The 23,832-nt window shown below is 65.2% G+C and carries 22 protein-coding genes and 1 other RNA gene; 16 read left to right on the top strand and 7 right to left on the bottom strand.

The genetic code is table 11. The features are described 5' to 3' along the window. Positions 1 to 4: 4 nt before the first annotated feature. The 4 genes from AC5P65_RS12560 to AC5P65_RS12545 all read left to right on the top strand — a co-directional run bounded on the left by AC5P65_RS12560 (position 5) and on the right by AC5P65_RS12545 (position 5,004). Positions 5 to 2,167 carry a hypothetical protein gene (locus tag AC5P65_RS12560; RefSeq protein WP_495215609.1) on the top strand — a complete coding sequence of 721 codons (2,163 nt, stop codon included), beginning with the start codon at positions 5 to 7 and terminating at the stop codon, positions 2,165 to 2,167. Next, a complete protein-coding gene (locus tag AC5P65_RS12555; protein WP_495215607.1) occupies positions 2,164 to 2,910 on the top strand; it encodes a LamG-like jellyroll fold domain-containing protein in 747 nt (248 codons plus the stop codon). The genes AC5P65_RS12560 and AC5P65_RS12555 overlap by 4 nt, the downstream gene beginning before the upstream one ends. Positions 2,911 to 3,150: 240 nt before the next feature. Further along, a complete protein-coding gene (locus AC5P65_RS12550) occupies positions 3,151 to 4,014 on the top strand; it encodes a hypothetical protein (protein WP_495215605.1) in 864 nt (287 codons plus the stop codon). A 477-nt stretch (positions 4,015 to 4,491) separates the two neighbouring features. Next, complete coding sequence (locus tag AC5P65_RS12545; protein ID WP_495215604.1) at positions 4,492 to 5,004, top strand: hypothetical protein; 513 nt, start codon at positions 4,492 to 4,494, stop codon at positions 5,002 to 5,004. Positions 5,005 to 5,007: 3 nt separating this feature from the next. Here AC5P65_RS12545 and AC5P65_RS12540 read toward each other — a convergent pair whose 3' ends face one another. Both AC5P65_RS12540 and ssrA read right to left on the bottom strand, forming a co-directional pair. After that, on the bottom strand, positions 5,008 to 6,273 hold the full coding sequence (locus AC5P65_RS12540) for a tyrosine-type recombinase/integrase (protein WP_495215659.1): 1,266 nt from the start codon (positions 6,271 to 6,273) through the stop codon (positions 5,008 to 5,010). A gap of 105 nt (positions 6,274 to 6,378) precedes the next feature. Continuing rightward, positions 6,379 to 6,732, bottom strand: a transfer-messenger RNA (tmRNA) gene (gene ssrA, locus AC5P65_RS12535). Positions 6,733 to 6,951: 219 nt separating this feature from the next. Between ssrA and AC5P65_RS12530 the strand changes: the two genes are divergently transcribed. Continuing rightward, the gene (locus tag AC5P65_RS12530) at positions 6,952 to 7,524 is read left to right on the top strand and encodes a hypothetical protein (RefSeq protein ID WP_019661237.1); all 573 of its coding nucleotides are present in this window, start codon (positions 6,952 to 6,954) and stop codon (positions 7,522 to 7,524) included. A 125-nt stretch (positions 7,525 to 7,649) separates the two neighbouring features. Here AC5P65_RS12530 and smpB read toward each other — a convergent pair whose 3' ends face one another. After that, positions 7,650 to 8,153 carry an SsrA-binding protein SmpB gene (gene smpB / locus AC5P65_RS12525; protein ID WP_019661238.1) on the bottom strand — a complete coding sequence of 168 codons (504 nt, stop codon included), beginning with the start codon at positions 8,151 to 8,153 and terminating at the stop codon, positions 7,650 to 7,652. A 57-nt stretch (positions 8,154 to 8,210) separates the two neighbouring features. Here smpB and AC5P65_RS12520 point away from each other — a divergent pair, with 57 nt between their 5' ends. Next, the gene (locus tag AC5P65_RS12520) at positions 8,211 to 8,636 is read left to right on the top strand and encodes a type II toxin-antitoxin system RatA family toxin (RefSeq protein ID WP_312545608.1); all 426 of its coding nucleotides are present in this window, start codon (positions 8,211 to 8,213) and stop codon (positions 8,634 to 8,636) included. 3 nt (positions 8,637 to 8,639) lie between these two features. Further along, complete coding sequence (locus AC5P65_RS12515) at positions 8,640 to 8,897, top strand: RnfH family protein (RefSeq protein WP_021202446.1); 258 nt, start codon at positions 8,640 to 8,642, stop codon at positions 8,895 to 8,897. A 36-nt stretch (positions 8,898 to 8,933) separates the two neighbouring features. Here the strand turns inward: AC5P65_RS12515 and AC5P65_RS12510 are convergent, their stop codons facing one another. Next, positions 8,934 to 9,326: an outer membrane protein assembly factor BamE gene (locus AC5P65_RS12510; protein WP_005409234.1), complete on the bottom strand. Its 393-nt coding sequence runs from the start codon at positions 9,324 to 9,326 to the stop codon at positions 8,934 to 8,936. A gap of 103 nt (positions 9,327 to 9,429) precedes the next feature. Between AC5P65_RS12510 and fur the strand changes: the two genes are divergently transcribed. Further along, positions 9,430 to 9,846 carry a ferric iron uptake transcriptional regulator gene (fur, locus tag AC5P65_RS12505; RefSeq protein WP_014646807.1) on the top strand — a complete coding sequence of 139 codons (417 nt, stop codon included), beginning with the start codon at positions 9,430 to 9,432 and terminating at the stop codon, positions 9,844 to 9,846. Between the two features lie 58 nt (positions 9,847 to 9,904). Here fur and AC5P65_RS12500 read toward each other — a convergent pair whose 3' ends face one another. Further along, positions 9,905 to 11,149: an SGNH/GDSL hydrolase family protein gene (locus tag AC5P65_RS12500; protein WP_111099306.1), complete on the bottom strand. Its 1,245-nt coding sequence runs from the start codon at positions 11,147 to 11,149 to the stop codon at positions 9,905 to 9,907. A gap of 98 nt (positions 11,150 to 11,247) precedes the next feature. Here AC5P65_RS12500 and AC5P65_RS12495 point away from each other — a divergent pair, with 98 nt between their 5' ends. Then, positions 11,248 to 12,165: a LysR family transcriptional regulator gene (locus tag AC5P65_RS12495; RefSeq protein WP_019661241.1), complete on the top strand. Its 918-nt coding sequence runs from the start codon at positions 11,248 to 11,250 to the stop codon at positions 12,163 to 12,165. 110 nt (positions 12,166 to 12,275) lie between these two features. Here the strand turns inward: AC5P65_RS12495 and recN are convergent, their stop codons facing one another. Further along, a complete protein-coding gene (recN, locus tag AC5P65_RS12490; protein WP_180832335.1) occupies positions 12,276 to 13,937 on the bottom strand; it encodes a DNA repair protein RecN in 1,662 nt (553 codons plus the stop codon). Positions 13,938 to 14,052: 115 nt separating this feature from the next. Between recN and hrcA the strand changes: the two genes are divergently transcribed. From hrcA to dnaJ, 4 genes are all read left to right on the top strand, one after another. Continuing rightward, complete coding sequence (gene hrcA, locus AC5P65_RS12485) at positions 14,053 to 15,117, top strand: heat-inducible transcriptional repressor HrcA (RefSeq protein ID WP_019661243.1); 1,065 nt, start codon at positions 14,053 to 14,055, stop codon at positions 15,115 to 15,117. Between the two features lie 63 nt (positions 15,118 to 15,180). Then, complete coding sequence (gene grpE, locus AC5P65_RS12480; RefSeq protein ID WP_111099308.1) at positions 15,181 to 15,696, top strand: nucleotide exchange factor GrpE; 516 nt, start codon at positions 15,181 to 15,183, stop codon at positions 15,694 to 15,696. Between the two features lie 181 nt (positions 15,697 to 15,877). After that, the gene (gene dnaK / locus AC5P65_RS12475) at positions 15,878 to 17,800 is read left to right on the top strand and encodes a molecular chaperone DnaK (protein ID WP_021202053.1); all 1,923 of its coding nucleotides are present in this window, start codon (positions 15,878 to 15,880) and stop codon (positions 17,798 to 17,800) included. A gap of 154 nt (positions 17,801 to 17,954) precedes the next feature. Then, entirely contained in the window at positions 17,955 to 19,076 is a 1,122-nt protein-coding gene (gene dnaJ, locus AC5P65_RS12470; protein ID WP_111104896.1) for a molecular chaperone DnaJ, read from the top strand. A gap of 59 nt (positions 19,077 to 19,135) precedes the next feature. On the opposite strand, the gene AC5P65_RS12465 is transcribed toward dnaJ, so the two are convergent. Beyond that, positions 19,136 to 19,933 carry an AraC family transcriptional regulator gene (locus tag AC5P65_RS12465; protein WP_019661247.1) on the bottom strand — a complete coding sequence of 266 codons (798 nt, stop codon included), beginning with the start codon at positions 19,931 to 19,933 and terminating at the stop codon, positions 19,136 to 19,138. A gap of 72 nt (positions 19,934 to 20,005) precedes the next feature. Between AC5P65_RS12465 and AC5P65_RS12460 the strand changes: the two genes are divergently transcribed. The 3 genes from AC5P65_RS12460 to AC5P65_RS12450 all read left to right on the top strand — a co-directional run bounded on the left by AC5P65_RS12460 (position 20,006) and on the right by AC5P65_RS12450 (position 23,810). Then, the gene (locus tag AC5P65_RS12460; RefSeq protein WP_180832333.1) at positions 20,006 to 21,205 is read left to right on the top strand and encodes an MFS transporter; all 1,200 of its coding nucleotides are present in this window, start codon (positions 20,006 to 20,008) and stop codon (positions 21,203 to 21,205) included. A 575-nt stretch (positions 21,206 to 21,780) separates the two neighbouring features. After that, positions 21,781 to 22,689: a pyridoxal kinase gene (gene pdxY / locus AC5P65_RS12455; RefSeq protein ID WP_019661249.1), complete on the top strand. Its 909-nt coding sequence runs from the start codon at positions 21,781 to 21,783 to the stop codon at positions 22,687 to 22,689. Continuing rightward, positions 22,686 to 23,810, top strand: coding sequence for a prephenate dehydrogenase (locus tag AC5P65_RS12450; RefSeq protein ID WP_180832332.1), 1,125 nt, complete (start codon positions 22,686 to 22,688; stop codon positions 23,808 to 23,810). Before pdxY ends, AC5P65_RS12450 begins: the two co-directional genes overlap by 4 nt. The last annotated feature ends 22 nt before the right edge of the window (positions 23,811 to 23,832 follow it).

The raw sequence follows: 23,832 nt of genomic DNA, 5'->3' as shown, positions 1-23,832 counted from the left end.
CCCGATGACTACGAAATTTCCTGCCGAAATCGACCAGTTCGAGAACCCGCGGCCGAACGACAGTCAAGCGCAGGCGCGCACGCATTCAGATCAGCATGGCGACGCCAACGACGCCATCGAAGCTGTGCAGCGAAAGGTTGGCGTGGATGGGTCCTCAGATCCAGATGCGTTGGACTTCAAGGTAGGGGCACTTGAGAACCTGACCGAAGCTCTCGATTCGGCGGCGTACCAGCCAGTGACGGCCTTTGCGACCGCGAATCAGGGTCTCAAGGCAGACAGTGCCATCCAAGCGGACCAGCTTGCAGCGGCCACTGGAGCGGTGCAGCAGGAGCTGCAATCGCAGATCGACGGTTTGGTGGATGGGCAGCAGACGCAGGCCATCTACGCCAATACTCTTCCTGATCTTCAGGCTGTATCGGGCACCTATGTTGGCCAAGGTGCGTTCGTTCTGAATGGAACGGGCGCGGGTCAGTACCGATGGAATGGTACCGCCTGGGAGTTTCTGCGCAGCGATATGCTCGCGGCGAAGGCGAACACAGCTGATGTGAACGCGGCTCTGGTGAACAAGACGGACGCGCTACCTGGTCGACGCAGGTCAACCGGCATTCTCTATCGACACTCAACTCTGAATCGCTCCGGGAAGGTAGTGCACGGAGTTGACCGAGATTTCCGCCACTGGCTCAAGAATCTCGGAATGTTCTCCAACACCATGCGGCATCGCAGCCCGGGAGGTGGCCTCTTCAGCATCGGGGACGAAGTCGGCAATCGTCTCTTCTTGATCAATGACAAGGGCCATGCCGATTTCCGTCCGAGCGACGCGTTGCTGGATTTCATCGCCGACCATATTGGCAATGGCCCTACTCCTGTCGTCCGTGGAGTCGCCTCGCCGTTTGACGTTCGGGCGTCTTCAGACATCACCAGGGCTATGACGGTAAACGGCGGCTGGTGCGGGGAGGTTCAGCAGCCGCGAAATGGTATTGAGCCCGTGGCAGTCTCAACGTCCCATCAGCCAGTTGTCGGTGTACATCACTTTGGCCAAAGCAATGCAGGTGGAGGTGGTGTTGCGGTAGCCGTGCTGAAGGATCCAAAGTTCATCCATCACGCGCTCACCTTCTCTGTGGGTAAGCAGCAGTATGGAGACGCGGTAGTGGATCCTGCGACGCTCAATGAGCTCAAGCCCTTGGCAGATGATTCCCTGAGGCCTTTTCCAGGTGTGACGACTGCCTATGCACTCGAAGCTGTTGCGCGTGCACATGGCGAGTCCTCACCTGCGACGTTCAGCAGGACAGATTGGCAGGGATCCATGCCGCTCGGTTCGTTTGTACGCGGTACAAGCAACTGGACCAACCTTATGGCCTCGATCACCCAGGCTATTGCGGTATGCCGCTCGTATGCACGGGACTATCAGCCTCACGTAGTGTGGGTGCAGGGTGAAGCGGGGCCTGATGGTCGCGAGATCTATGCGTCTCAGCTGAATTCGTTGATAGACGATGCCCGTAGCGAAGTCCGATCCAATCATCAGAAGGAGATGCCATGGTTGATCTGGCAGATCTGTTACAGCCAAGCGGTGACTCGTGGCGTGACGTTGGCTCACCGAGATGTTGCGCGAGGTAGGCCCAACAGCAACACCGTGCTGGTGGCTCCGACGTACTCGCTGCCATTCGTTAACCTCGATGGCGACGTGACCCACTACAGCACGTTGGGAAGGATGATGCAGGGAGAGCTCACGGCGCTAGCACTTCGCAGCATCGAAAGAACCGGTACTTGGCAGCCCCTCGACGTTCGGAGCATCAGCCGGAACGGATCTACGATCGTGGTCGATCTGCATAACCCCGGCGGCCCTATCTTGTTCGACACGGACTGGGTGGAGGCCATCGCGAACTTCGGATTCAGCTTCTCTGACAGCACCGGCAGTGCAACGGTGTCGCAGGTCGCTATCACCGGGCGAAATCAGATTACCGTGACGCTCAGTGCAGTGCCGTCGGGGAACAACAAAGTCCTGCGGTACGGCCTTGTGGCCCAGGCACCAGCAGATGCCAAGTGGTCGCCATACCGCGGCCAGGTCTATGCGCCAAGCGGCGAGCGGTCGCCGTTTGCGGCCATGGGCTACGGCGTTCCGAACGAGATCCGTTTCTACCTGCCGATTTTTGAGGAGGCAATCGTATGAGTACCATTCTGACGCGCGGTGCGGCCACTGATTCGGATCTTCCGTACGATGGCCCGATGAAAACCCATCTGGCAGCGCTACCGAGCACGCGCGCCTGGTACCAGATGGACGCTGAGCACGCGACTATCGATGTGAACAACGCTATTTCCTCGCTGCGGCCGGTTGGTACTGGGGTACAGCTCGCCCCCGCAGGCGCCGCGACCGGCCCGACACTTGCCGACAGGAGCGCGTACGGTGGGTTCTCCGTTGCGCTGTATGACAGCGCGGCTACGAGCCGCTCTCTCCTAGGCACGGCCTCGTACTTCGCTGGACAGTTCTCAATTCTGGCGTACTGCCGAAGAGGGACGATCAGCGCAGTAGCTGCGCCGATTGTTCAACCCGCAGGGACTGGCGGCGCAATGACTGCGCTGCAGTGCGGGGCTGACGGCGCTTGGCAGGCATGGCACAAAAACAGTGGCTTGACATTGACGGGCCCGTCTCCGCCGGACTCCACTCCGCAACTGATTATCGCGAGCTTCGATGGAACGACCTTCCGCGCTCAGGTTGACGGGTATGCACAACGGACAGCAGTCCCTACCGGACCAGTGCCAGCCAATTCTGAGCTCAGCATCGGTGGCAATAGCAATAACCGTTTCATCGGGGACATCAGCGATATCGTGATCCTGAGCGTTCCAGTCTTGGAGGCGTCCCAAGCCGGCCTTCTGGCCCAGTGGCGCGACTACTTCAACGAAACTTACGGTTGATGCTTGTTAAGGCAGGGTCGATCCAGAGTCGACCCTGCCTCATCCCATCTGCGCCAGCAGATCCTCGCGATTGTTCGCGGCGTGTTCACCGCGCGGCTGACGCGATATGCCTCCATCGCTGGCGGCTCCCTGGCCGATAGCATCGGCGAGTGCACTGGCGTCATAGATTGACTTAACTATTAATAAATGTTAAATCTTGACCGCTAGGGCTCGCCTATCGAATGGATCAAGGACGAAGTAATGATCAAGAAGATACTATTTTCTTCTGTGCTGCTCGCCGCAGGCTATGCAAGTGGTGCAGGCGCTGAAACCATTTCTTGCGATGGTTGTACTCCCGCAGAGATGCAGGAATGGGCGATGATGACGGCGGCCTATAGCGGGAATTCGTATAGTGAAATATATGTCATAAATCGTCACGAGGGTAAGATTCGTCGCTACGCAGTGACCCTCGATCAGCCTGGCCAAGATGTTCCAGGTCAAATTCCAGACGGTTCGACAAGTTACGGGTCTGCAGTCGAGTACGCGGTGCCAGTTCCCATTACCGACTATTTCTCGATTGCAGTTCAGATTGATGGCAAAACTTACTTCATGCCAATGGGGGCGGGGCTGCCAGACAGTATGTATGATGTTGTTAACAATCCGGCAAGAGAAGCAACCATGCTGGATTGGGTGAGGACCACCCCTGAGAATAGTTTCAATACACTACTGATGCGCGCTCAGATGCTGGTGAACATTCCAGTGTTTGATCTCAATAAGGTGAAGGTTTCAATAACCCTTCATGCTGTAGATGGAAGTTATGCGGTGGTTGTTTTCGATCCCATCGAGAAAAAGTGGCAGCGATTGCCTAACTCCACGCGTGATTCCAGTAACAATCTAATTCCTGCCACAAAGTCAGAGTTGACTGGCGGGGTTGACAGTTTTAGGCAGTATCATTTCAATAACTCGATGGATCAGGGGCGGTTCGTCAACCAAGCGGTAGCATTAGGCGCAACATTCGTTGGTTCTGTCGGTAGTGCGCCTGGTGGCGTGGTATGCACTTCTATCCTGAAGTCAACGGCAGATGGTCAAGAGCGTCAGGAGTCCATAACGTGCAGCTCGGATTAGTTAGTATGGTCAGTGTTTCAAAGGTGCTGTTCGTCGTGTCTGTGATTTTGTGCGTGATGACGATGCAGAATATCAATAGTGGTGTCAGCCACGTCTATTGGTGGTCTGCTATTGGCTTGGCGTGCCTCGGAGTTGTTCTTGGTTGGCCGCTTGGGCAGGTGCGTCGATATGTTATCTGTGCAATTACGGCTATTGCTGTCCCAGCGGTTCTAATGATCTAACTGCCCAGATTGCTGCAGCCCGCGCTTGGTCGGGCTGCAGCCTTATTCACTTTCGGCACCGCTGCTTGATGCCCTGCCTGCGCGGGATGGCCCCTGGTCCTTGCCGGATCCGGGGCCGCAGGCAGCTCAACCCAGGGGCGCGTGAGCAGCGCTGCGCCGGCACAGAGTCGAGCCAGACTCGACTCTCCCCGAACGATTCAGGCAGGTCGCAGACGCGTTCGCAGGATCTGCGACGGCCGGCCGTATTCTTCCGGCCATGCTTCCCTCGCACGGCTACCAAGGCTTCCGAGCCGCCCCAATTCCCTCTGGCTGGGTCCAGACGGGTGAGCGCTGGGCGCTCTGGTACAACGGCCGCGAGACGGCCAGCGTCACGCCCGACGGCGGTCCTGGCGTCCGGCTATGGATGGAAGGCCAGAAGATGTGGCAGGTGAAGGAAGTGCGCGCGGCCAACGTCCGGCAGGCGAAGCGCTACGCCGAGCGTTGGTGCGCCGCTAGGCTGTATCCCGAGCTGCCTCTGCGTGATGCGGTCGCTCGGCTGACCGACAGCACGCCGATCCAGTTGCCCCCGCCACTGCCTGGTCTGCCGCCGACGCGCGAGCAGCAGCAACAGGCCCGGCGCCTGGCTGAGGCTGGGGCGAAGGAGATCGAGCGGATCAAGGCGGCGCTGGAGCCGCGCAAGCCGCCGGCGGAGACGAAACCCCGAGCGAGGGACATCCGCAGCAAGGCGCGGTTGAGGGCAGGGCTGGAGCAGATGCGGCGGGGCGTGTAGAACTCATCCAGCCCGCAGCTTCACCACGTTGCCATCGCGCAGGCCATCGAGGTAATCCGCCCAGACCTGCATCATCCGCACGCGCTCCTGCAGGTGCGATGTGCGGTTGTAGGCCCGGCCGTTGGGATCCTTGACCGCGTGCGCAAGCTGGTGCTCGATGATGTCCGGGCGGAAGTGCAGGACCTCGTCCAGAATGGTGCGAGCCGTCGCGCGGAAGCCGTGGCCGGTCATCATCGTGCGGTCGTAACCCATGTTGCGCAGCGCTGCGGTAACGGCGTTTTCCGACATCGGGCGTTTGGCATCGCGGGCGCCAGAGAACACCCATTTGTGCCGGCCGGTGATCGGCTTGATGTCCTCCAGGATCTGCAGCGCCTGCCTGGACAGCGGCACTAGGTGCGCAGCACGCATCTTCATCTTGCTGGCAGGGATGGTCCACACGGCCGCGTCGAGGTCGAACTCCTCCCACTCCGCATGCCGCAGTTCTCCAGGACGCAGGAACACCAGCGGCGCCAGCCGCAGCGCCGAGCGGGTGATGGCAGAGCCGCTGTATGCCTCGATGGAGCGCAGCAGGCCACCCAACTGCACGGGGTCGGTAATCGCTGCGTGGTGGGCCTCCTTCGGTGGCGCGAGCGCTCCCTTCAGGTCGGCAACGGGGTTTCGCTCGGCCCGGCCAGTGGCCACGGCGTAACGCATGATCTGGCCGCAGTTCTGCATGATTCGGTGCGCGGACTCGATCGCGCCGCGGTCCTCGATGCGCCGGGCCACCCGGAGGAAGTCCGGCGCGGTGAGGTCGGCGACAGAGCGTGACCCGATCCACGGGTACACGTCGTTCTTCATCCAGGCTTCGACCTTCTCCGCATAGCTGGGCACCCAAGGGCGTGTGGCCAGCCACTCATTGGCGATGGTCTCGAAGCTGTCCGAGCCGAGGGCGGAGTGGGCGAGGGCAGCAGCCTTCTTCTGCGCGCCCGGGTCGACGCCTCGGGCCAGCAGCCGGCGCGCTTCGTCGCGGGCCTCGCGGGCGCGCGCCAAGGAGACATCCGGGTACAGGCCGATCGACAGCAGCTTCTCCTTGCCGGCGATGCGGTACTTCCAGCGCCAGCTGCGCGCGCCGGTCGGGGTGAGATAGAGGTACAGGCCGCCGCCGTCGGTGATCTTCTGCGGCTTGTCGCTGGGCTTGGCGCGCCTGATGGCTGCGTCGGTCAGAGGCATTGGGGGTATCGCTTCAGTGGGTGCGGTCGGATACCCCTTGATATACCCCCACCGTCTCATGGATTGAAACGGATTGCCCCGGTCTGCTGCGGACAATAAAAAAGCCCGGAAACCCTTGTGATGCGGGGGTTTCCGGGCTTCTCCGGTCCTTGACGAACCGTTCGTTGGTGGAGGTGGGCGGAATTGAACCGCCGTCCGAAGGCACTCCATCCCCAGCACTACATGCTTAGCTCACCGTTGGATCTCGTCCCCGAACAGCACGGTGCGCAAAGCGCATCCGGGAACCAGCCTGTTGTGTTCTAGTGCCGGGCTGACAGGCAGCCGCCCAGCGCGATTCCATGATAGTGACTCTACACCGCGAGCATGGACACAAGCGGTTTCGAGGCTTAGGCCTTAAGCGGCCAGAGCGTAGTTGTCGTCGTTGGCAACTAGAGTTTTGCAGCTGGATTTACGAGGAAAGCTACCCCCTCGGCATGCGCCAGGCGACTTCACAACCCCCGTCGAAACCAATGCACCCCCGGTTTCTACAGTGCTGCAATGTACAGGGCCAATGCCGTGTTGCCACGAGCGGGGCCTGCCCAACGCTGCCAATGCTACGCCAAAACAGCTGAACAGTCACCGTGGCAATCCACAACAAGTTGTAGAGCCTCCGTCATAGCGGATTGGTAACGTCATGGGCACGAATTTGCGACACACTGGCGACGACCATCCAAGCCAGGACAGACAGGGAGACTGTGGGTGACCGAGGCAAGCCAACAACGCAGCCTGCGACAGCTGGTTGGACCCGTCGGGGCCGACTACCAGCGGCGCGCGTTGCCGCCCGGCTGGGTCTGGGCGGTGCTGGCGGTGCTGCTGGCGGCCACCTGGCCGACCGAGCTGCCGGCGACGGCGGCAGCCGCGCTGGTCTCCAGTGCGGTGGTGGTGCACTGGCCGCAGCGTGGGCGCTTGCATTGGCTGGGCTGGCGGCTGCCGGCGCTGGCGGTGCTCGCCGCGCTGCTGTGGGGCCCGGATGTACTGTCACAGTGGTTCGAACATGGCCTGGCCCTGACCTTGATGTCGCTGGCCAGCCTCAGCATTGGCGTGCATGTGTGGCAGTCGCGGCAAGTTGCGCGACAGTTGCAGGCTTCCGCCGATGCGCTGGACGACGCCCAGTTGCTGGCCCTGCTGCCCGTCGACGCCGCGCGGCTGGCGCAGCAGTGGCGCGCCGGTGATGATCGCCACGCTCCGGAACTTTCGGTGGTGATGCACCTGGCGGTGATGCATGCGGCGCTGGCGCCGAGGATGCGCAGGCAGGGCGTTCTGGCCAGCTGAACCGCATCGTGTTGTAGAGCCGAGCCTATGCTCGGCTGCTTCACGGCAGTCGAGCACAGCTCGGCTCTACAGAAAGCCAAAGCAGCCGAGCGTGGCTCGGCTCTACAGGGTGCTGCGCAGCCGCCTTACGCGTCGCGGTTGCCGCGACGCATCACGCGTTGTTTCTCGATCGCCCAGTCGCGGTCCTTGGCGGCATCGCGCTTGTCGTGGTTCTGCTTGCCCTTGGCCAGTGCGATCTCAAGCTTGATCTTGTTCTTGCTCCAGTACATCGCGGTAGGCACGATCGTGTAGCCGTCGCGCTCGACCTTGCCGATCAGCTTGTCGATCTCGTTCCGGTGCAGCAGCAGCTTGCGCTCGCGGCGGTCCTCGGCGACCACGTGGGTGGAGGCCTGGATCAACGGGGTGATCTGTGCACCGATCAGGTAGATCTCGCCGCGCTTCACATAGGCGTAGGCGTCGATGATGTTGCCACGGCCTGCGCGGATCGACTTGACCTCCCAGCCCTGCAGGGCGAGGCCGGCCTCGAAGCGCTCTTCGATGTGATACTCGTGGCGGGCACGCTTGTTCAACGCGATGGTTTTGTTGGCCGTCGCGCTCTTTGCTTTATCCTTGCCGCTGTTCTTGCTCATTTCCGTATTGTCTCCGATTCGGGCCCGCCCGGTCGATTGCCGAAACGTCCTGTATTCATGCCTACTATCCGCCGCAGCGCCCTGGTCGAACATTCGGCTGCGCGCATGTTCGACCTGGTCAACGATGTCCAGGCCTATCCGCGCCGTTTCCGCTGGTGTTCGGCCGCCCAGATCCTGGAGCAGGGCGAGGACCGCCTGGTGGCGCGCCTGGACCTGGGCCTGGGCTCTTTCAGCACCTGGTTCCAGACCGAAAACACCCTGCAGCGCCCACACAGCATCGATATGCAGCTGCGCGATGGCCCGTTCAAGCAGCTGCACGGCCGCTGGGAATTCCATGCGCTGGCCGAGGATGCCTGCAAGGTCACCCTGACCCTGGAGTTCGAGCCCAGCTCGCGCCTGCTCGGTCCGGCGCTGGCGATCGGCTTCCAGGGCTTGGCCGATCGGATGGTCAACGATTTCGTCCGCGTCGCCGACGAGGACTGAGCGATGATCGAGGTCGAGGTGGTACTGGCCTGGCCGCAGCGGGTGCTGTCGTGCCGACTGAAACTGGAGGAGGGTGCCACCGTGGCCGACGCCATTGCCGCTGCGGCGCTGGAAGGCAGTGCCGATTGTCCGGCCGCTGCCGTGCACGGCGTCCTGGCGCGTCCGCAGCAGGTGCTGCTGGATGGCGACCGCGTCGAGCTGTTGCGCCCGCTGCTGGCCGATCCCAAGGACAACCGCCGGCGTCGCGCGCTCGGCGGTTGATCCCGGCAACCCGTCCCTGCGGACGGGGCTGGGCGCTTAACGGCCCTTCTTCTTCTTGTCCTTGGGCAGGTTGCGGCCGAACTGGCGCACGGTCTGCTGGGCCAGGGCCTTGTCGTTGCCCGGGAAGTAATCGCCCTCCCAGCGGGTCACGGTGTCATTCTCGAAGAACACCACGAAGTTCTTCACTTCGGTACGGCCCAGGCGGTTCACGCGCTGGCTGGACGTGTAGTCCCAGCGCTGGGCGTGGAACGGGTCGGGAATGGACGGGGTGCCCAGCAGCGCGGTGACCTGCTGCTTGCTCTGCCCGACCTGCAGCTTGGCCACGGCATCTTCCCGGATCAGGTTGCCCTGATAGATGGGTTGCTTGTAGATGATGCCGCACCCGGTGGTGGACAGGGCGACGGCGGCGACCAACAGGAGATTGCGCATCGGGACTGGCGGTTGGGGAAATCAAACCGATGATACACTCCCGGCGTGCCACCGCGACCCAATCCGAGGCAGCTGGCGCTAAATCGCCAATGAACGGAGACCTATGGAAACCCACGACCTGCGTAAAGTCGGCCTGAAGGTGACCCATCCGCGGATGCGGATCCTGGCGCTGCTCGAGCAGCGCAATGCCCAGCATCACCAGCATCACATGACCGCCGAGGACATCTACCGCCAGCTGCTCGAGCATGGCGACGAGATCGGCCTGGCGACCGTCTACCGGGTGCTGACCCAGTTCGAGGCTGCCGGCCTCGTGCTCAAGCACAATTTCGAGGGCGGCCAGGCCGTTTACGAACTGGACCGTGGTGGCCACCACGACCACATGGTCGACGTGGACAGCGGCAAGATCATCGAGTTCGAGAGCCATGAGATCGAGGAGCTGCAGCGCAAGATCGCGGCCGACCATGGCTACGAGCTGGAAGAGCACTCGCTGGTGCTGTACGTGCGCAAGAAGCGGAAGTAGGCCGTTCAGGCCCGCTGGATGCGACGAAACCCCGGGCCTGCCCGGGGTTTTTCGTTGCTTACGGTAGATTCCCGCCACGCCTGGATGATCCCATCAGGAGGTCCAGGTCCACCGCCTCGGCCATCGCCCGGTTCCCTGCATCACCCGGATGCAGGTGATCGCCGGAGTCGTAGGCGGCGGCCATCCGTAACGGCTCGGCCGGGTCGCGCAGCGCTGCGTCCAGGTCGATCACCGCGTCGAACGGGCTGTCCGTACGCAGCCAGGCATTGAGTTGCCGCCGCAGGGCGTCCTTGTCCGGGTGGTAGTAGTCGTCCAGCGGCGTGCCGGGCAGGGCACCAGCGAACGGTGGCAGGGTGGCGCCGATTATCCGCACACCACGCCTGCGGGCCTGTTCTGCCAGGGTGCGATAGCCCGCCTGCAGTTCGGCCAGCGTTGGCCTGGCCTGGCCCCGGGCGAACGCCGTGCCGGGCCAGCTGATGTCGTTGATGCCGATCAGCACGATGACGCTCGCCACACCGGGTTGATCCAGTGCATCGCGCTGGAAACGGGCCAGGGCGGACTCACCCATGCCGTCGCTCAGCAGCCGATTGCCGGAAATGCCCGCATTGACCACCGCCACCCCGCGCGGGGCGAGGCGCGCGGCCAGATGGTCGGTCCAGCGCTGGTCCTGGTCGAGGCTGGCCGTGGCGCCATCGGTGATCGAGTCGCCGATCACCACCACGCTGCGCGCGCTGGCGTTGGCCTCGACCTCGATACCGGCCAGGAGCAGGCGCGCGGTGGTGCTGCTGGCAGCGCGCAGCGCCTGGGCCCGGCTCTGGTCGCCAGCGGCGATCCAGCTGGTCTGGCGACCGTCCCAATGGAACGTCTGGACCGCCGCCGGCCCCGGCACGAAGACACTGACCTGCAGCGCCTGCCGGTCATCCGTGGCAAGCGCCAGCGGATCGCTCAGCCGTTCCTGGCCGGGGCCGATCACCACGCTGGGCTGGCCGTCGAAGCTGAGCGGGTGAGGCGCGCCGCCCATGCGTGCGGAGATGCTGGCCGCTCCGATCCGCAACGGCTGGGTACCGTAGGCATTGCTCAGCCGCACCCGCAGCCGCGCCCCGCCCAGGCTGATGCGCGCGGTCTGGCGGAAAGTCTTGTCATGCAGCGCGGCCGGAACCAGGGTTGGGAAGAGGAAATCCGCGCCCCAGACCGGTTGCGGGCTGGCCTGCCAGCTGGCGACCCAGTGCGGGGCCGTGGCCGCGCTGGCAGCGCCGGACAGGGCAATCAATGCGGCGGCGGTGAACTGGCTCAAGCGGTTCATCGGGCAATCCCGGGAAGGAGGAATTGCCATGGTGATTCTCCGGCCATCTGTGAACTAGACTGCGCATGGACAATCATCTGTGAACTGGATTCATCGTCATGGCGCGACCCGACATCAACCGATCCGGCGAGCTGGAAGTGTTCGTGCGGGTCATCGAGACCGGCGGCTTCTCCGCCGCCGCGCGCACGCTCGACATGACGCCGTCTGCGGTGAGCAAGCTCGTGGCACGATTGGAGCAGCGGCTGGGCACGCGATTGCTGCAGCGATCCACCCGCCAACTGCAGCTGACCCCGGAAGGCTGCGCGTTCTACGAGCGGGGCCTGCGGGTGCTGGCCGATCTGGAAGAAGCAGAGCGCTGCGCCAGTGCCCATGCCGAACCGCGTGGACGCCTGCGGGTCAACTCCAACGTGCCGTTCGGCCAGCATTTCCTGTTGCCGCTGCTGCCGGCGTTCCTGGCGCGCAACCCGCAGGTGGGGGTGGACCTGACCCTCAATGATGAAGTGATCGACCTTCTGGAGCAGCGCACCGACGTTGCGGTAAGGGCTGGTCCGCTGAAGAGCTCCAGCCTGGTGGCGCGACGGCTGGGCGCGACGCGGATGATGATCGTGGCCGCGCCGGCGTACCTGCAGCGGCACGGGATGCCGCGCAACGCCGACGAACTGCAGTCGCACAACCGGCTGGACATCGGCCACGCGCGTGCGATGCAGGGCTGGCCGCTGCTGCAGGAGGGGCGAGAGCGGATGGTGCTGCCCAGCGGCAACGCCCGTGCCAGCAACGGCGATGCACTGCGCCAGCTGGTGCTGGGTGGTCTGGGCATGGCCCGCCTGGCCGCGTTCCAGGTGCAGGACGACGTCGCCGCCGGGCGCCTGCTGCCGGTGCTGGAAGAGGCCAATCCGGGTGACCTGGAAGAAGTACACGCAGTGTTCCTGGGGCAGGGCGGTTACCTGCCGCTGCGGGTACGCGCGTTCCTCGATTTCCTGGTGGAACAGGTCGATCTGACGCAGCCACGGGGGTAGGGCCGGCCGCTGGCCGGCAACCTCACGATCTTCGCCCACCCGTGTTGGGTTGCCGGCCAGCGGCCGGCACTACCGCGCGGAAGCCGGGCCTATGCCCGGCTCGGGCGGCGTTACACCTGCAGCAGCTTGCGCGCGGCGGCGCGCGCTTCCTTGCTCACTTCCACGCCACCCAGCATGCGCGCCAGCTCTTCTTCGCGCGCCTTGCTGTCCAGCTTTTCCACGGCGCTCTGGGTCATGCCTTCCACCGGCGCCTTGCTGACCCGGTAATGGGCATGGCCCTTGGAGGCGACCTGCGGCAGATGGGTCACGCACAGCACCTGGCGCTTCTCGCCCAGTGCGCGCAGCTTCTGGCCGACGATGTCGGCCACCGCGCCGCCGATGCCTGAATCCACTTCGTCGAACACCATCGTCGGCACCGCGTCCAGATCCAGCGCGGCCACTTCAATGGCCAGCGAGATGCGTGACAGTTCACCGCCCGAGGCCACCTTGCGCAGGGCGCGCGGCGGCTGGCCGGCGTTGGCGGCGACCAGGAACTCCACGCGTTCGGCGCCCTGTGGGTCGGGCTTGCCGGCGTCCTGGGGTTCCAGCTCGATCAGGAACTGGCCGCCGCCCATGCCCAGCTCGGCGATGATGCCGGTGGTGGTGGCCGACAGTTCGGCGGCGGCGCTGCGGCGGCTGGCGGACAGCACTTCAGCCTGCACGCGCCAGGCGGCGGCGGCCTTGTCGATCTCGCCGGCCAGGCGCTGCAGGCGCTCGTCGGCGCCGCGCAGTTGCTCCACTTCGGCATGCATGCGCTCGCGTTGCGCGCCCAGCTCGTCCATCGGCACGCGGTGCTTGCGGGCCAGGTCGTGCAGGCGGCCGAGGCGGCGCTCGTTCTCCTCGAACTGTTCCGGGTCGGCATCCAGATCGTCGTGCACGCGGTCAAGCAGCGACAGGGCTTCGTGCAGCTGGATCGAGGCATTCTCGATCAGGCCGTCCACCTCGCCCAGCCGTGGGTCGTGTTCGATCAGGCGCGACAGCTCGTGGCGCACCTGCTGCAACAGGTCCAGCGCGGAGCTGCCGTCGTCACCGTTGAGCTGGTTGCTGGCCGCCTGGCAGGCACTCAGCAGGGCGCTGGCGTGGGCCTGGCGACGGTGGCTGGCGCCGAGTGCCGCGATCGATTCCGGCTCAAGGTCTTCCCGGTCCAGTTCGCGCAGCTGGTGCTCGAGGAAGCCGATCCGGTCACTGACGTCGCCCTGTTGCGACAGCGCCAGCGATTCATCGACCAGTGCCTGCCAGGCCGCGGCGGCGCGCCGTACCTGGCGGCGTTCGTTCTCGTTGCCGGCATAGGCATCCAGCAGCGCCAGCTGCGACGGGCGCGTCAGCAGGGCCTGCTGTTCGTGCTGGCCGTGGATCTCCACCAGCAACGAGGCCAGGTCGCCCAGCTGGGCCAGGGTCACCGGGCGGCCGTTGATCCAGGCCCGGGAACCGCCGTCGGCGCGGATCACGCGGCGCAGCTGGCATTGGTCCTCGTCGTCCAGCTCGTTGTCGGCCAGCCACTGGCGCGCAGCCTGAAGCTGGTCCAGCACGAACTCTGCGGAAAGCTCGGCGCGGGCGGCGCCATGGCGGACCACGCCGCTGTCGGCGCGCAGGCCGGACAGGAAGCCCAGCGCGTCGACCATCAGCGACTTGCCGGCGCCGGTCTCGCCTGAAACCACGGTCATGCCTGGCCCGAACTCCAGTTCGGTAGCGCGGACGACGGCGAAATCCTTGATCGAAAGATGTCTGAGCATGGGTAAGGGGGTATCAGCAGCCGCGCAACGCTAGCACGCGGGCGCGGGAGGTCCAATGACTTGCCAAGGTGATGCGCCGCCATTATCTAGTGTCCGTGTCTCACAGGTTGATTCCATGCACGGTTCTCCCGACCAGCTTGCCCCGCGTGCGCGCCATCTGCTGCGCACGCTGATCGCGCGTTATATCCAGGACGGTGAGCCGGTGGGCTCGCAGACGCTGGCACGCGTGGCCGGGCTGGAGGTCAGCCCGGCCACCATCCGCAACATCCTCGGCGACCTGGAGGACCTGGGCCTGCTGGCCTCGCCGCATACCTCGGCCGGGCGGGTACCGACCGCGCACGGCTACCGGGTATTCGTCGACAGCCTGCTGCAGATGCAGCCGCCGGGCGAGGGCGAGCTGGCCCGGCTGCGCCAGGAGCTGGCCGGCGGTGGCAGCACCCAGGCCCTGCTCGGCAGCGCTTCGGAACTGTTGTCGGCGATGAGCCACTTCGTCGGCGTGGTCAGCGCCCCGCGGCGGGAGCAGTTCGCCTTCCGCCAGATCGATTTCGTGGCGCTGGACGGACGGCGGGTGCTGGCGATCCTGGTGTTCGCCGACAACGAGGTACAGAACCGGGTCATTGAGACCCGCCAGGAGTTTGCGCCGGGGCAGCTGGAGCAGGTCGCCAACTACCTCAATGCGCATTTCGCCGGCCTGCCGCTGGCCGAGATCCGCACCCGCCTGCTGCTGGAACTGCGCGATGCCCGGTCCGAACTGGAACAGCTGCTGGCGCACAGCATCGAACTGGCCGAACAGGCCCTGCAGCCGCCGGCCGACGACATGCTGGTGGCCGGCCAGACCCGGCTGATGGGGGTGCAGGACCTGTCTGACCTGGAGCGCCTGCGCGAACTGTTCGAGCTGTTCTCCAGCAAGCGCGAGATCCTGCAGCTGCTGGAGCGGACCATCCAGGCGCCGGGCGTGCGCATCTTCATCGGCGAGGAGACCGGGATGATGCCGCTGCAGGGCGTCTCGCTGGTCACCGCCCCGTACACCGCCAACGGCCAGGTGCTGGGCGTGCTGGGCGTGATCGGTCCCAAGCGGATGGCCTACGACCGCGTGATCCCGCTGGTCCAGGCCACGGCCGATGTGCTCGGCGCGGCCTTTTCACCGGCCTCGCGCACGCCGGGAACATCCGACGCTTGAAACGCAGCATCCCGCCCACACTAGGGTGGTTGGAGGCGGAGTTTGACCGCCAGGGACCCAGACATGAACCACGAACAGCCAGATACCGAATCCCAGCAGAGTGCCGCCGATGCGGCCGCCACCGCCGGCGTCAACGACGAAGTCGAGCGCCTGCGCGCCGAAATCGAACAGGTCAAGGCCGATGCCCTGCGTGAGCGCGCCGACCTGGAGAACCAGCGCAAGCGCGTTGCCCGTGACATCGAACAGGCCCGCAAGTTCGCCAACGAGAAGCTGCTGGGCGATCTGCTCCCCGTGTTCGACAGCCTGGACGCCGGCCTGAAGGCCGCCGGCGACGACCCGCACCCGCTGCGCGAAGGCCTGGAGCTGACCTACAAGCAGCTGCTCAAGGTCGCTGCCGACAACGGCCTGGTCCTGCTGGACCCGATCGGCCAGCCGTTCAACCCGGAACACCACCAGGCGATCAGTCAGGCGCCGACCCCGGGCGCCGCCCCGGGCAGCGTGGTGACCGTGTTCCAGAAGGGCTACCTGCTCAACGAGCGCCTGCTGCGGCCGGCGCTGGTGGTGGTGGCCGCCGAGTGATCCCGCAGGGCCGGGGCGGCGGACAGACCCGCCACCCGACCCGACGCTGAACGCGGCGAATCATCGGAAACACAGCGTTCGGAGGATGGCTTGAATGTTCCACGGGCCTCCCCCACATCGTATTCATCCACCGGCCGAACGGCCGGACTGACCCCAACAAGCATCCTCAGGAGTCTCCCCCATGGGCAAGATCATTGGTATCGACCTCGGCACCACCAACTCGTGCGTGGCGATCATGGACGGCGGCAAGGCCCGCGTCATCGAGAATTCGGAAGGCGATCGCACCACCCCGTCGATCGTCGCCTACACCAAGGACGGCGAAGTCCTGGTCGGTGCCTCGGCCAAGCGCCAGGCCGTGACCAACCCGAAGAACACCTTCTACGCGGTGAAGCGCCTGATCGGCCGCAAGTTCACCGACGGTGAGGTGCAGAAGGACATCGCCCACGTCCCGTACAGCATCCTGGCCCATGACAATGGCGACGCCTGGGTGGCCACCAGCGACGGCAAGAAGATGGCCCCGCAGGAAATCTCGGCCAAGGTGCTGGAGAAGATGAAGAAGACCGCCGAGGACTTCCTCGGTGAGAAGGTCACCGAAGCGGTCATCACCGTGCCGGCCTACTTCAACGACAGCCAGCGCCAGGCGACCAAGGACGCCGGTCGCATCGCCGGCCTGGACGTCAAGCGCATCATCAACGAGCCGACCGCGGCCGCGCTGGCCTACGGCCTGGACAAGGGCGACAACAAGGATCGCAAGATCGTGGTGTACGACCTGGGCGGCGGCACCTTCGACGTCTCGGTGATCGAGATCGCCAACGTCGACGGTGAAAAGCAGTTCGAAGTGCTGGCCACCAACGGCGACACCTTCCTGGGCGGCGAAGACTTCGACAACCGCGTCATCGAGTACCTGGTTGAAGAGTTCAACAAGGACCAGGGCATCGACCTGCGCAAGGATCCGCTGGCCCTGCAGCGCCTGAAGGACGCTGCCGAGCGCGCCAAGATCGAGCTGTCCAGCGCCCAGCAGACCGAAGTGAACCTGCCGTACGTCACTGCCGACGCGTCGGGTCCGAAGCACCTGAACATCAAGCTGACCCGCGCCAAGCTGGAAGCGCTGGTGGACGACCTGATCAGGAAGTCGATCGAGCCGTGCCGCGTCGCCCTGAACGATGCCGGCCTGCGTTCGAGCGACATCAGCGAAGTGATCCTGGTCGGCGGCCAGACCCGCATGCCGAAGGTGCAGCAGGCCGTGACCGAGTTCTTCGGCAAGGAACCGCGCAAGGACGTCAACCCGGACGAGGCCGTGGCACTGGGTGCGGCGATCCAGGGCGGCGTGCTGGGCGGCGACGTCAAGGACGTGCTGCTGCTGGACGTGACCCCGTTGTCGCTGGGCATCGAGACCATGGGTGGCGTGTTCACCAAGATCATCGAGAAGAACACCACCATCCCGACCAAGGCCTCGCAGGTGTTCTCCACCGCCGAGGACAACCAGTCGGCCGTGACCGTGCACGTGCTGCAGGGTGAGCGCGAACAGGCCCGCTTCAACAAGTCGCTGGCCAAGTTCGACCTGTCCGGCATCGAGCCGGCCCCGCGCGGTCTGCCGCAGGTGGAAGTGTCCTTCGACATCGACGCCAACGGCATCCTGCATGTGTCGGCCAAGGACAAGAAGACCAACAAGGAACAGAAGGTCGAGATCAAGGCCGGTTCGGGCCTGTCCGAGGAGGAGATCGCGCGCATGGTCGCCGACGCGGAAGCCAACCGCGAAGAAGACAAGAAGTTCCAGGAACTGGTGCAGGCCCGCAACCAGGCCGACGCCCTGATCCACGGCACCCGCAGCGCGATCACCGAGCACGGCAGCAAGGTCGGCGGCGATGTCATCGGCAAGGTCGAGGCAGCGCTGGCTGACCTGGAAACCGCGATGAAGGGCGACGACAAGGCACAGATCGAAGCCAAGTCGAAGGCACTGGAAGAAGCTGGCCAGTCGCTGTTCGCCGCTGCTTCGGCCGACCAGGGCGGTGCCCCGGGTGCCGACGCCGGCAATGCCGGCAAGGCGCAGGACGACGTGGTCGACGCTGAGTTCACCGAAGTCAAGGACGACAAGAAGTCCTGATCCGGACCGACGCGGGACGCTGGCCACCAGCGTCCCGTTGTCGCATCAGGGTCCTGACCGCCCACCGGCGTGTCGGGGCGCCCGACGCAAGAGCGGACCTGGTTCCGCTCTTCCGCTTTGACGAATCCCGACGTTCCGGAACCCGATTCACGATATGAGCAAGCGCGATTACTACGAAGTGCTGGGCGTTGCCCGCACCGCCACCGACGACGAGCTGAAGAAGGCCTACCGCCGCTGCGCGATGAAGTTCCACCCGGACCGCAACCCGGGTGATGCGGCGGCCGAGGCCTCCTTCAAGGAGTGCAAGGAAGCCTACGAAGTGCTGTCCGACGGCAACAAGCGCCGCATGTACGACAGCCATGGCCACGCCGCGTTCGAGCACGGCATGGGCGGCGGTGGTCCGGGCGGCCCGGACATGAACGATATCTTCGGCGATATCTTCGGCAACATCTTTGGTGGCGGCGGTGGTCCGCGCCAGGCCCGTCGCGGCGCCGACATCGGCTACGTGATGGAGCTGGACCTGGAAGAAGCCGTGCGCGGCGTCGAGCGCCGCATCGAGATTCCGACCCTGGCCGAGTGCAGCGACTGCGATGGCAGTGGCTCCGAGGACGGCAAGGTCGAGACCTGCAACGTCTGCCATGGCCGTGGCCAGGTGCGCATCCAGCGCGGCATCTTCGCCATGCAGCAGGCCTGCCACAACTGCGGCGGCCGTGGCCAGATCATCGCCAAGCCCTGCAAGACCTGCCATGGCAACGGCCGTGTCGAGGAAGACAAGGTGCTGTCAGTGAAGGTGCCGGCCGGCGTCGATACCGGTGACCGCATCCGCCTGCAGGGCGAGGGTGAAGCCGGGCCGGCCGGTACGCCGCCGGGCGACCTGTACGTGGAAGTGCGCGTGCGCGAGCATGCGATCTTCCAGCGCGATGGCGACGACCTGCACTGCGAAGTGCCGATCCGCATCTCGCAGGCGGCACTGGGTGACACCGTGCGCGTGGCCACGCTCGGCGGCGAGGCGGAGATCCGCATCCCGGCCGAGACCCAGACCGGCAAGCTGTTCCGCCTGCGTGGCAAGGGCGTACGTTCGGTGCGCAGCCGCAGCGAGGGTGACCTGTACTGCCGTGTGGTGGTGGAGACCCCGGTCAACCTCACCAACGAGCAGCGCAAGCTGCTGGAGCAGTTCGAAGCCACCTTCGTTGGTGAGGAAGCGCGCAAGCATTCGCCGAAGTCGGCCACCTTCATCGATGGCGTGAAGGGCTTCTGGGACCGCATGACGTCCTGAGTTCTCAACGCAAGCATTGAACGGTAGCGCCGGGCCATGCCCGGCGTTTTCGTATGCGGTCAGCGGAAAAACGCCGCAGGTGTCTGCCCCAGCTGCCGCTTGAACATGCTGGTGAACGCGCTTGGGCTGTCGTAACCCATCGCCAGCGCGACATCGATGACCTTGTCGCCGACGGCCAGCCGTTCCAGTGCGGCCAGCAGCCGCGCCTGTTGTCGCCACTGCCCGAAGGTCATGCCCAGTTCGCTGGCGAAATGGCGCTGGATGGTTTTCACGTCCACCTGCAGGGCCTGCGCCCAATCCTGCAGCGTGGCGTCGTCGCCGGGATGCTTCTGGATGTGCTGGCAGATCCGCTGCAGGCGCGGGTCGGTGGGCGAGGGCAGGTGCAGCGGCAGCACGTCCATGCGGTGCAGCTCGTCCAGCAGCAGGCGCACCACGCGGCCGTCGCGGCTGTCGTCCACATGCGCGGTCTCGATCAGGCTGGCGGCCAGCAGCAGCTCGCGCAGCAGCGGCGCCACCTGTACCGCGAACGCTTCGTCCGGCAGCTGCGGCGCGAAGTCCGGCTCCACGTACAGGCTGCGCATGTGTACTTCGGCGATGCAGTCCACCGCATGGGCCATGCCGGCCGGGACCCAGATCGCGCGGGTTGAAGGCACTACCCAGCGGCCGCCGTCTGCACGCACCACCATCAGTCCGGACATGGCGAACACCAGCTGGTGACGCCGGTGCCGGTGGGGCGCGATGTGGGTCCCGGGCTTGTAATGGCGGGCGCGGCAGGTCACTGGGCGGTGCACCGGAACCTCGTTCCACGGCGCGGTCTCGCGGACCTGGCAGGGGATGTCCTTTTTGCGATATGCCATGACCCGAACGCGGCAGAAGGGAGGGGGAGGTCACCGTAGCATGCGTGGCTCGCCCCCAACCTGACTGTATCCATGTCGACCCTGGCTTCTCCCGCAACCACCTCACGCCCGGTGGCCCCCGGCGTGCTGGCCGCCATCTCCACCTCGCATGTCGTCAACGACATGATGCAGTCGCTGATCCTGGCCATCTATCCAGTGATCAAGGGCGGCTTCAACCTCAGCTTCACCCAGATCGGCCTGATCACGCTGACCTACCAGCTCACCGCCTCGATCTTCCAGCCGTTGATCGGCATGGCTACCGACCGCCGCCCGGCGCCGTACTCGCTGCCGATCGGCATGGCCTCGACCCTGTGCGGCATGCTGCTGCTGGGCTTCGCACCGAACTACGCGGTGGTGCTGATGGCGGCGGCGATGGTCGGCATTGGTTCGGCCATCTTCCATCCGGAAGCCTCGCGCATCGCGCGGCTGGCCTCGGGCGGTCGCCATGGTTTCGCGCAGTCGGTGTTCCAGGTCGGTGGCAACTTCGGTACCGCGCTGGGCCCGCTGATTGCAGCGGCGGTGATCGTGCCGTATGGCCAGCATGCCGCATCGTGGTTTGCCGGCGCCGCCCTGATCGGCATCGCATTGCTGACCTATGTGGGCCGCTGGTATGCACTGCACCTGGGCACACCGCGTCCGGCCAGTACCGCGTCGATGGCCCTGCGGCATCCGTCGCGCACCGTGGCCAAGGTGCTGGCGATCCTGCTGGTGCTGATCTTCAGCAAATACTTCTACATGGCCAGCATCGGCAGCTACTTTACCTTCTACCTGATCCACCACTTCGGCATTCCGGTGGCACAGGCGCAGCTGCATCTGTTCGCGTTCCTGGTGGCATCCGCCGCCGGTGGCTTCCTCGGCGGCCCGCTGGGTGACCGCATCGGCCGCAAGCCGATCATCTGGACCTCGATCCTGGGCGTTGCGCCGTTCGCACTGATGCTGCCGCATGCCGATCTGTTCTGGACCACGGTGCTGGCGGTGCTGATCGGTTTCGTGCTGTCCTCTGCGTTCTCGGCCATCGTGGTCTATGCGCAGGAAATGATGCCGCACCGGATCGGCATGGTGTCCGGCCTGTTCTTCGGTTTCGCGTTCGGTATGGGCGGGCTGGGTGCCGCCGTGCTGGGCCTGCTGGCGGACAAGACCAGCATCGAGTACGTCTATCAGCTGACTGCGTTCCTGCCGCTGCTGGGCATCGTGGCGGCGTGGCTGCCGCCGTCGCGGCCTGCTGCTCACTGAGGGGTTTTGGTTTGCAGGGCTTGCAGCCCTGCACCCGCAGAGGCAACGGCAACAGCCGAAGCGCGCTATCCGTGGGGTGGCGGGGTGGGTCCGGTGGCGGGGGCCGCTGCAAGTACGTCCATGTAAGCTCGGTCGCCGCATCCATGCGGCTCACGCCCCCGCCACCGGACCCACCCCGCCTTCGACGGTTTTCCGCGATCTGTTGGAACAGCGTCCGGCACTGGTAGGTGTCGACCTTGGTCGACACGGTAGATCCATGCCATGCGTGGATGAATTCATTCGATATCTGACAGATGTGTCGACCAAGGTCGACACCCACCAACAGCCGCAGTTACCAACAGCCGCGTGAACCTGTCGAAGGCGGGGCGGTGTCGGAGTGCGGGGTGTCAGCCGCATGGATGCGGCTGCCAAGCCTACACGGACGTACTTGCGGCGTCCCCGCACTCCGACACCGCCCCGCCACCCCACGGATAGCTCGCTTTTGCCGTTGCCGTTGCCGTTGCCGTTGCTTGCAGCTTCGGCAGGTGCAGGGCTGCAAGCCCTGCCGAAAACCCCCTTGGGCGTAGAATGCGGCCATGAGCGAATCCCTTGATAACCACCTGGTCCACGGCCGCCGCCAGCGGCCCGACGGTCCGTCGCCGATCGATGTCATCTCGGTCCAGTCGCAACTCGTCTACGGTCATGCCGGCAACAGCGCGGCAATCCCGCCGATGCGCGCGCTGGGCGTGCGTGTGGCAAGCATTCCGACGGTGCTGCTCAGCAACGCGCCGTTCTACGACACCACGCGTGGCCGCGTGCTGCCGGCCGACTGGTTCGCCGACCTGCTGCTCGGCAGCCACGAGCGCGGCCTGCCGCAACGCGCGAAGATGCTGGTGTCCGGCTACTTCGGCAGCACCGCCAACGGTGCCGCCTTCGCCGACTGGCTGGACGCGATCCTGCCGGGCTGCCCGCAACTGCGTTATTGCCTGGACCCGGTGATCGGTGACACCCACACCGGCCCGTACGTGGAACCGGGCCTGGAAGCGATCTTCGCCGAGCGCCTGCTGCCCCATGCCTGGCTGGTGACCCCGAACGCCTTTGAACTCAATCGCCTGACCGGCATGCCAGCGCTGGCCGAGGCCGATGCCATCGCCGCCGCGCGCACGCTGCTGGATCGCGGCCCGCATTGGGTGATCGCGCACAGCGTGGGCGGCACCCCGGGTGAACTGGTAACCCTGGCCGTTGGCCGCGAGGAAACCTGGCGCTGGACCTCGCCGTTGCTGCCAGTGGACGTGGCAGGCACCGGTGATGTGCTGATGTCGCTGGTGGTGTCGTTCCTGCTGCGCGGCGAATCGATGCAGCAAGCTATCTCGCGCGCGATTGCCGGCACCCATGCGGCGCTGGAGGCGACCCTCGACAACGGCTTCGAAGAGTTCGACGTGATTGCTGCAGCGCCGGCGGCGCTGGCCGAAGGAACGCGCTTCCGCGCCGAACGCGTGGCATGAGCGGCCTGGACCCACGCACGCCGCGCACGGTCGGCATCATCGGCAGTGCCGGCGCCTACGGGCGCTGGCTGACCCGCTTCTTCCAGCAGCACATGCAGCTGCAGGTGATCGGCCACGATCCGGCCGATCCGGACTCGCATACGCCGGAACAGCTGCTGGCGCAGGCTGACGTGTTGGTGTTCTCGGCACCGATCCGGCATACGCCGGCTCTGATTGCCGCGTACATGCAGCAGTCGGCCGGCCGCGAGCAGGACCGGCTGTGGCTGGACGTGACCTCGGTAAAAGAAGCGCCGGTGCAGGCGATGTTGGCCTCTCAAGCCGAAGTGGTCGGCCTGCACCCGATGACCGCGCCGCCCAAGGCGCCGACCCTGAAGGGCCGGGTGATGGTGGTCTGCGAAGCGCGGCTGCGGCACTGGCAACCGTGGGTTGATACGCTGTGCACGGCGTTGCAGGCTGAGTGCGTGCGCGCCACGCCGCAGCATCACGACCAGATGATGGCGCTGGTGCAGGCGATGGTGCATGCCACCCACCTGGCCCAGGCCGGCGTGCTGCGCCAGTACCAGCCGCAGCTGGGCGACCTGGCCGCGATGATGCCGTACCGGTCGGCATCGTTCGAACTGGATACGGCGATCATCTCGCGCATCCTGTCGCTGAACCCCGCGATCTACGAGGACATCCAGTTCGGCAACCCGTACGTGGCGCCGATGCTGGAGCGCTTGGTCGGCCAGCTGCAAGCCCTGCAGGCCCAGGTCGGGCAGGGCGACGACACTGCACGCAGTGCATTCCGTGAGCAGCTGTTGTTGGCCAATCGCAATGCCTTCGGCGAGCAGGAACTGGCTGACGGCAACTACACGTTCGAACGCGTGGGTTACCTGTTGGCGGACCTCACCGAGCGCAACGCGCTGTCGGTGCATTTGCCGGAGGACCGGCCGGGCTCGCTGCGTGAACTGTTGAACGTGTTCGAGCAGCACCGCATCAGCCTGGCCTCGATCCATTCCTCACGCACGCCCGGGGGCGAGTTGCATTTCCGTATCGGATTCGTGGCCGGCAGTGATCCGACGGCGATCCGTCGGGCAGCGGCCGAGGTGGACGCCAGCGGCATCGGACGGGTGCTGGGCTGAGCACATTCATCCACAGGTGGTG

The organism is Stenotrophomonas sp. YJH_SMC_48-3, from assembly GCF_059369375.1.
The sequence above is the reverse complement of the archived record's forward strand: the minus strand, read 5'-3'. Positions and strand labels throughout refer to the sequence as shown.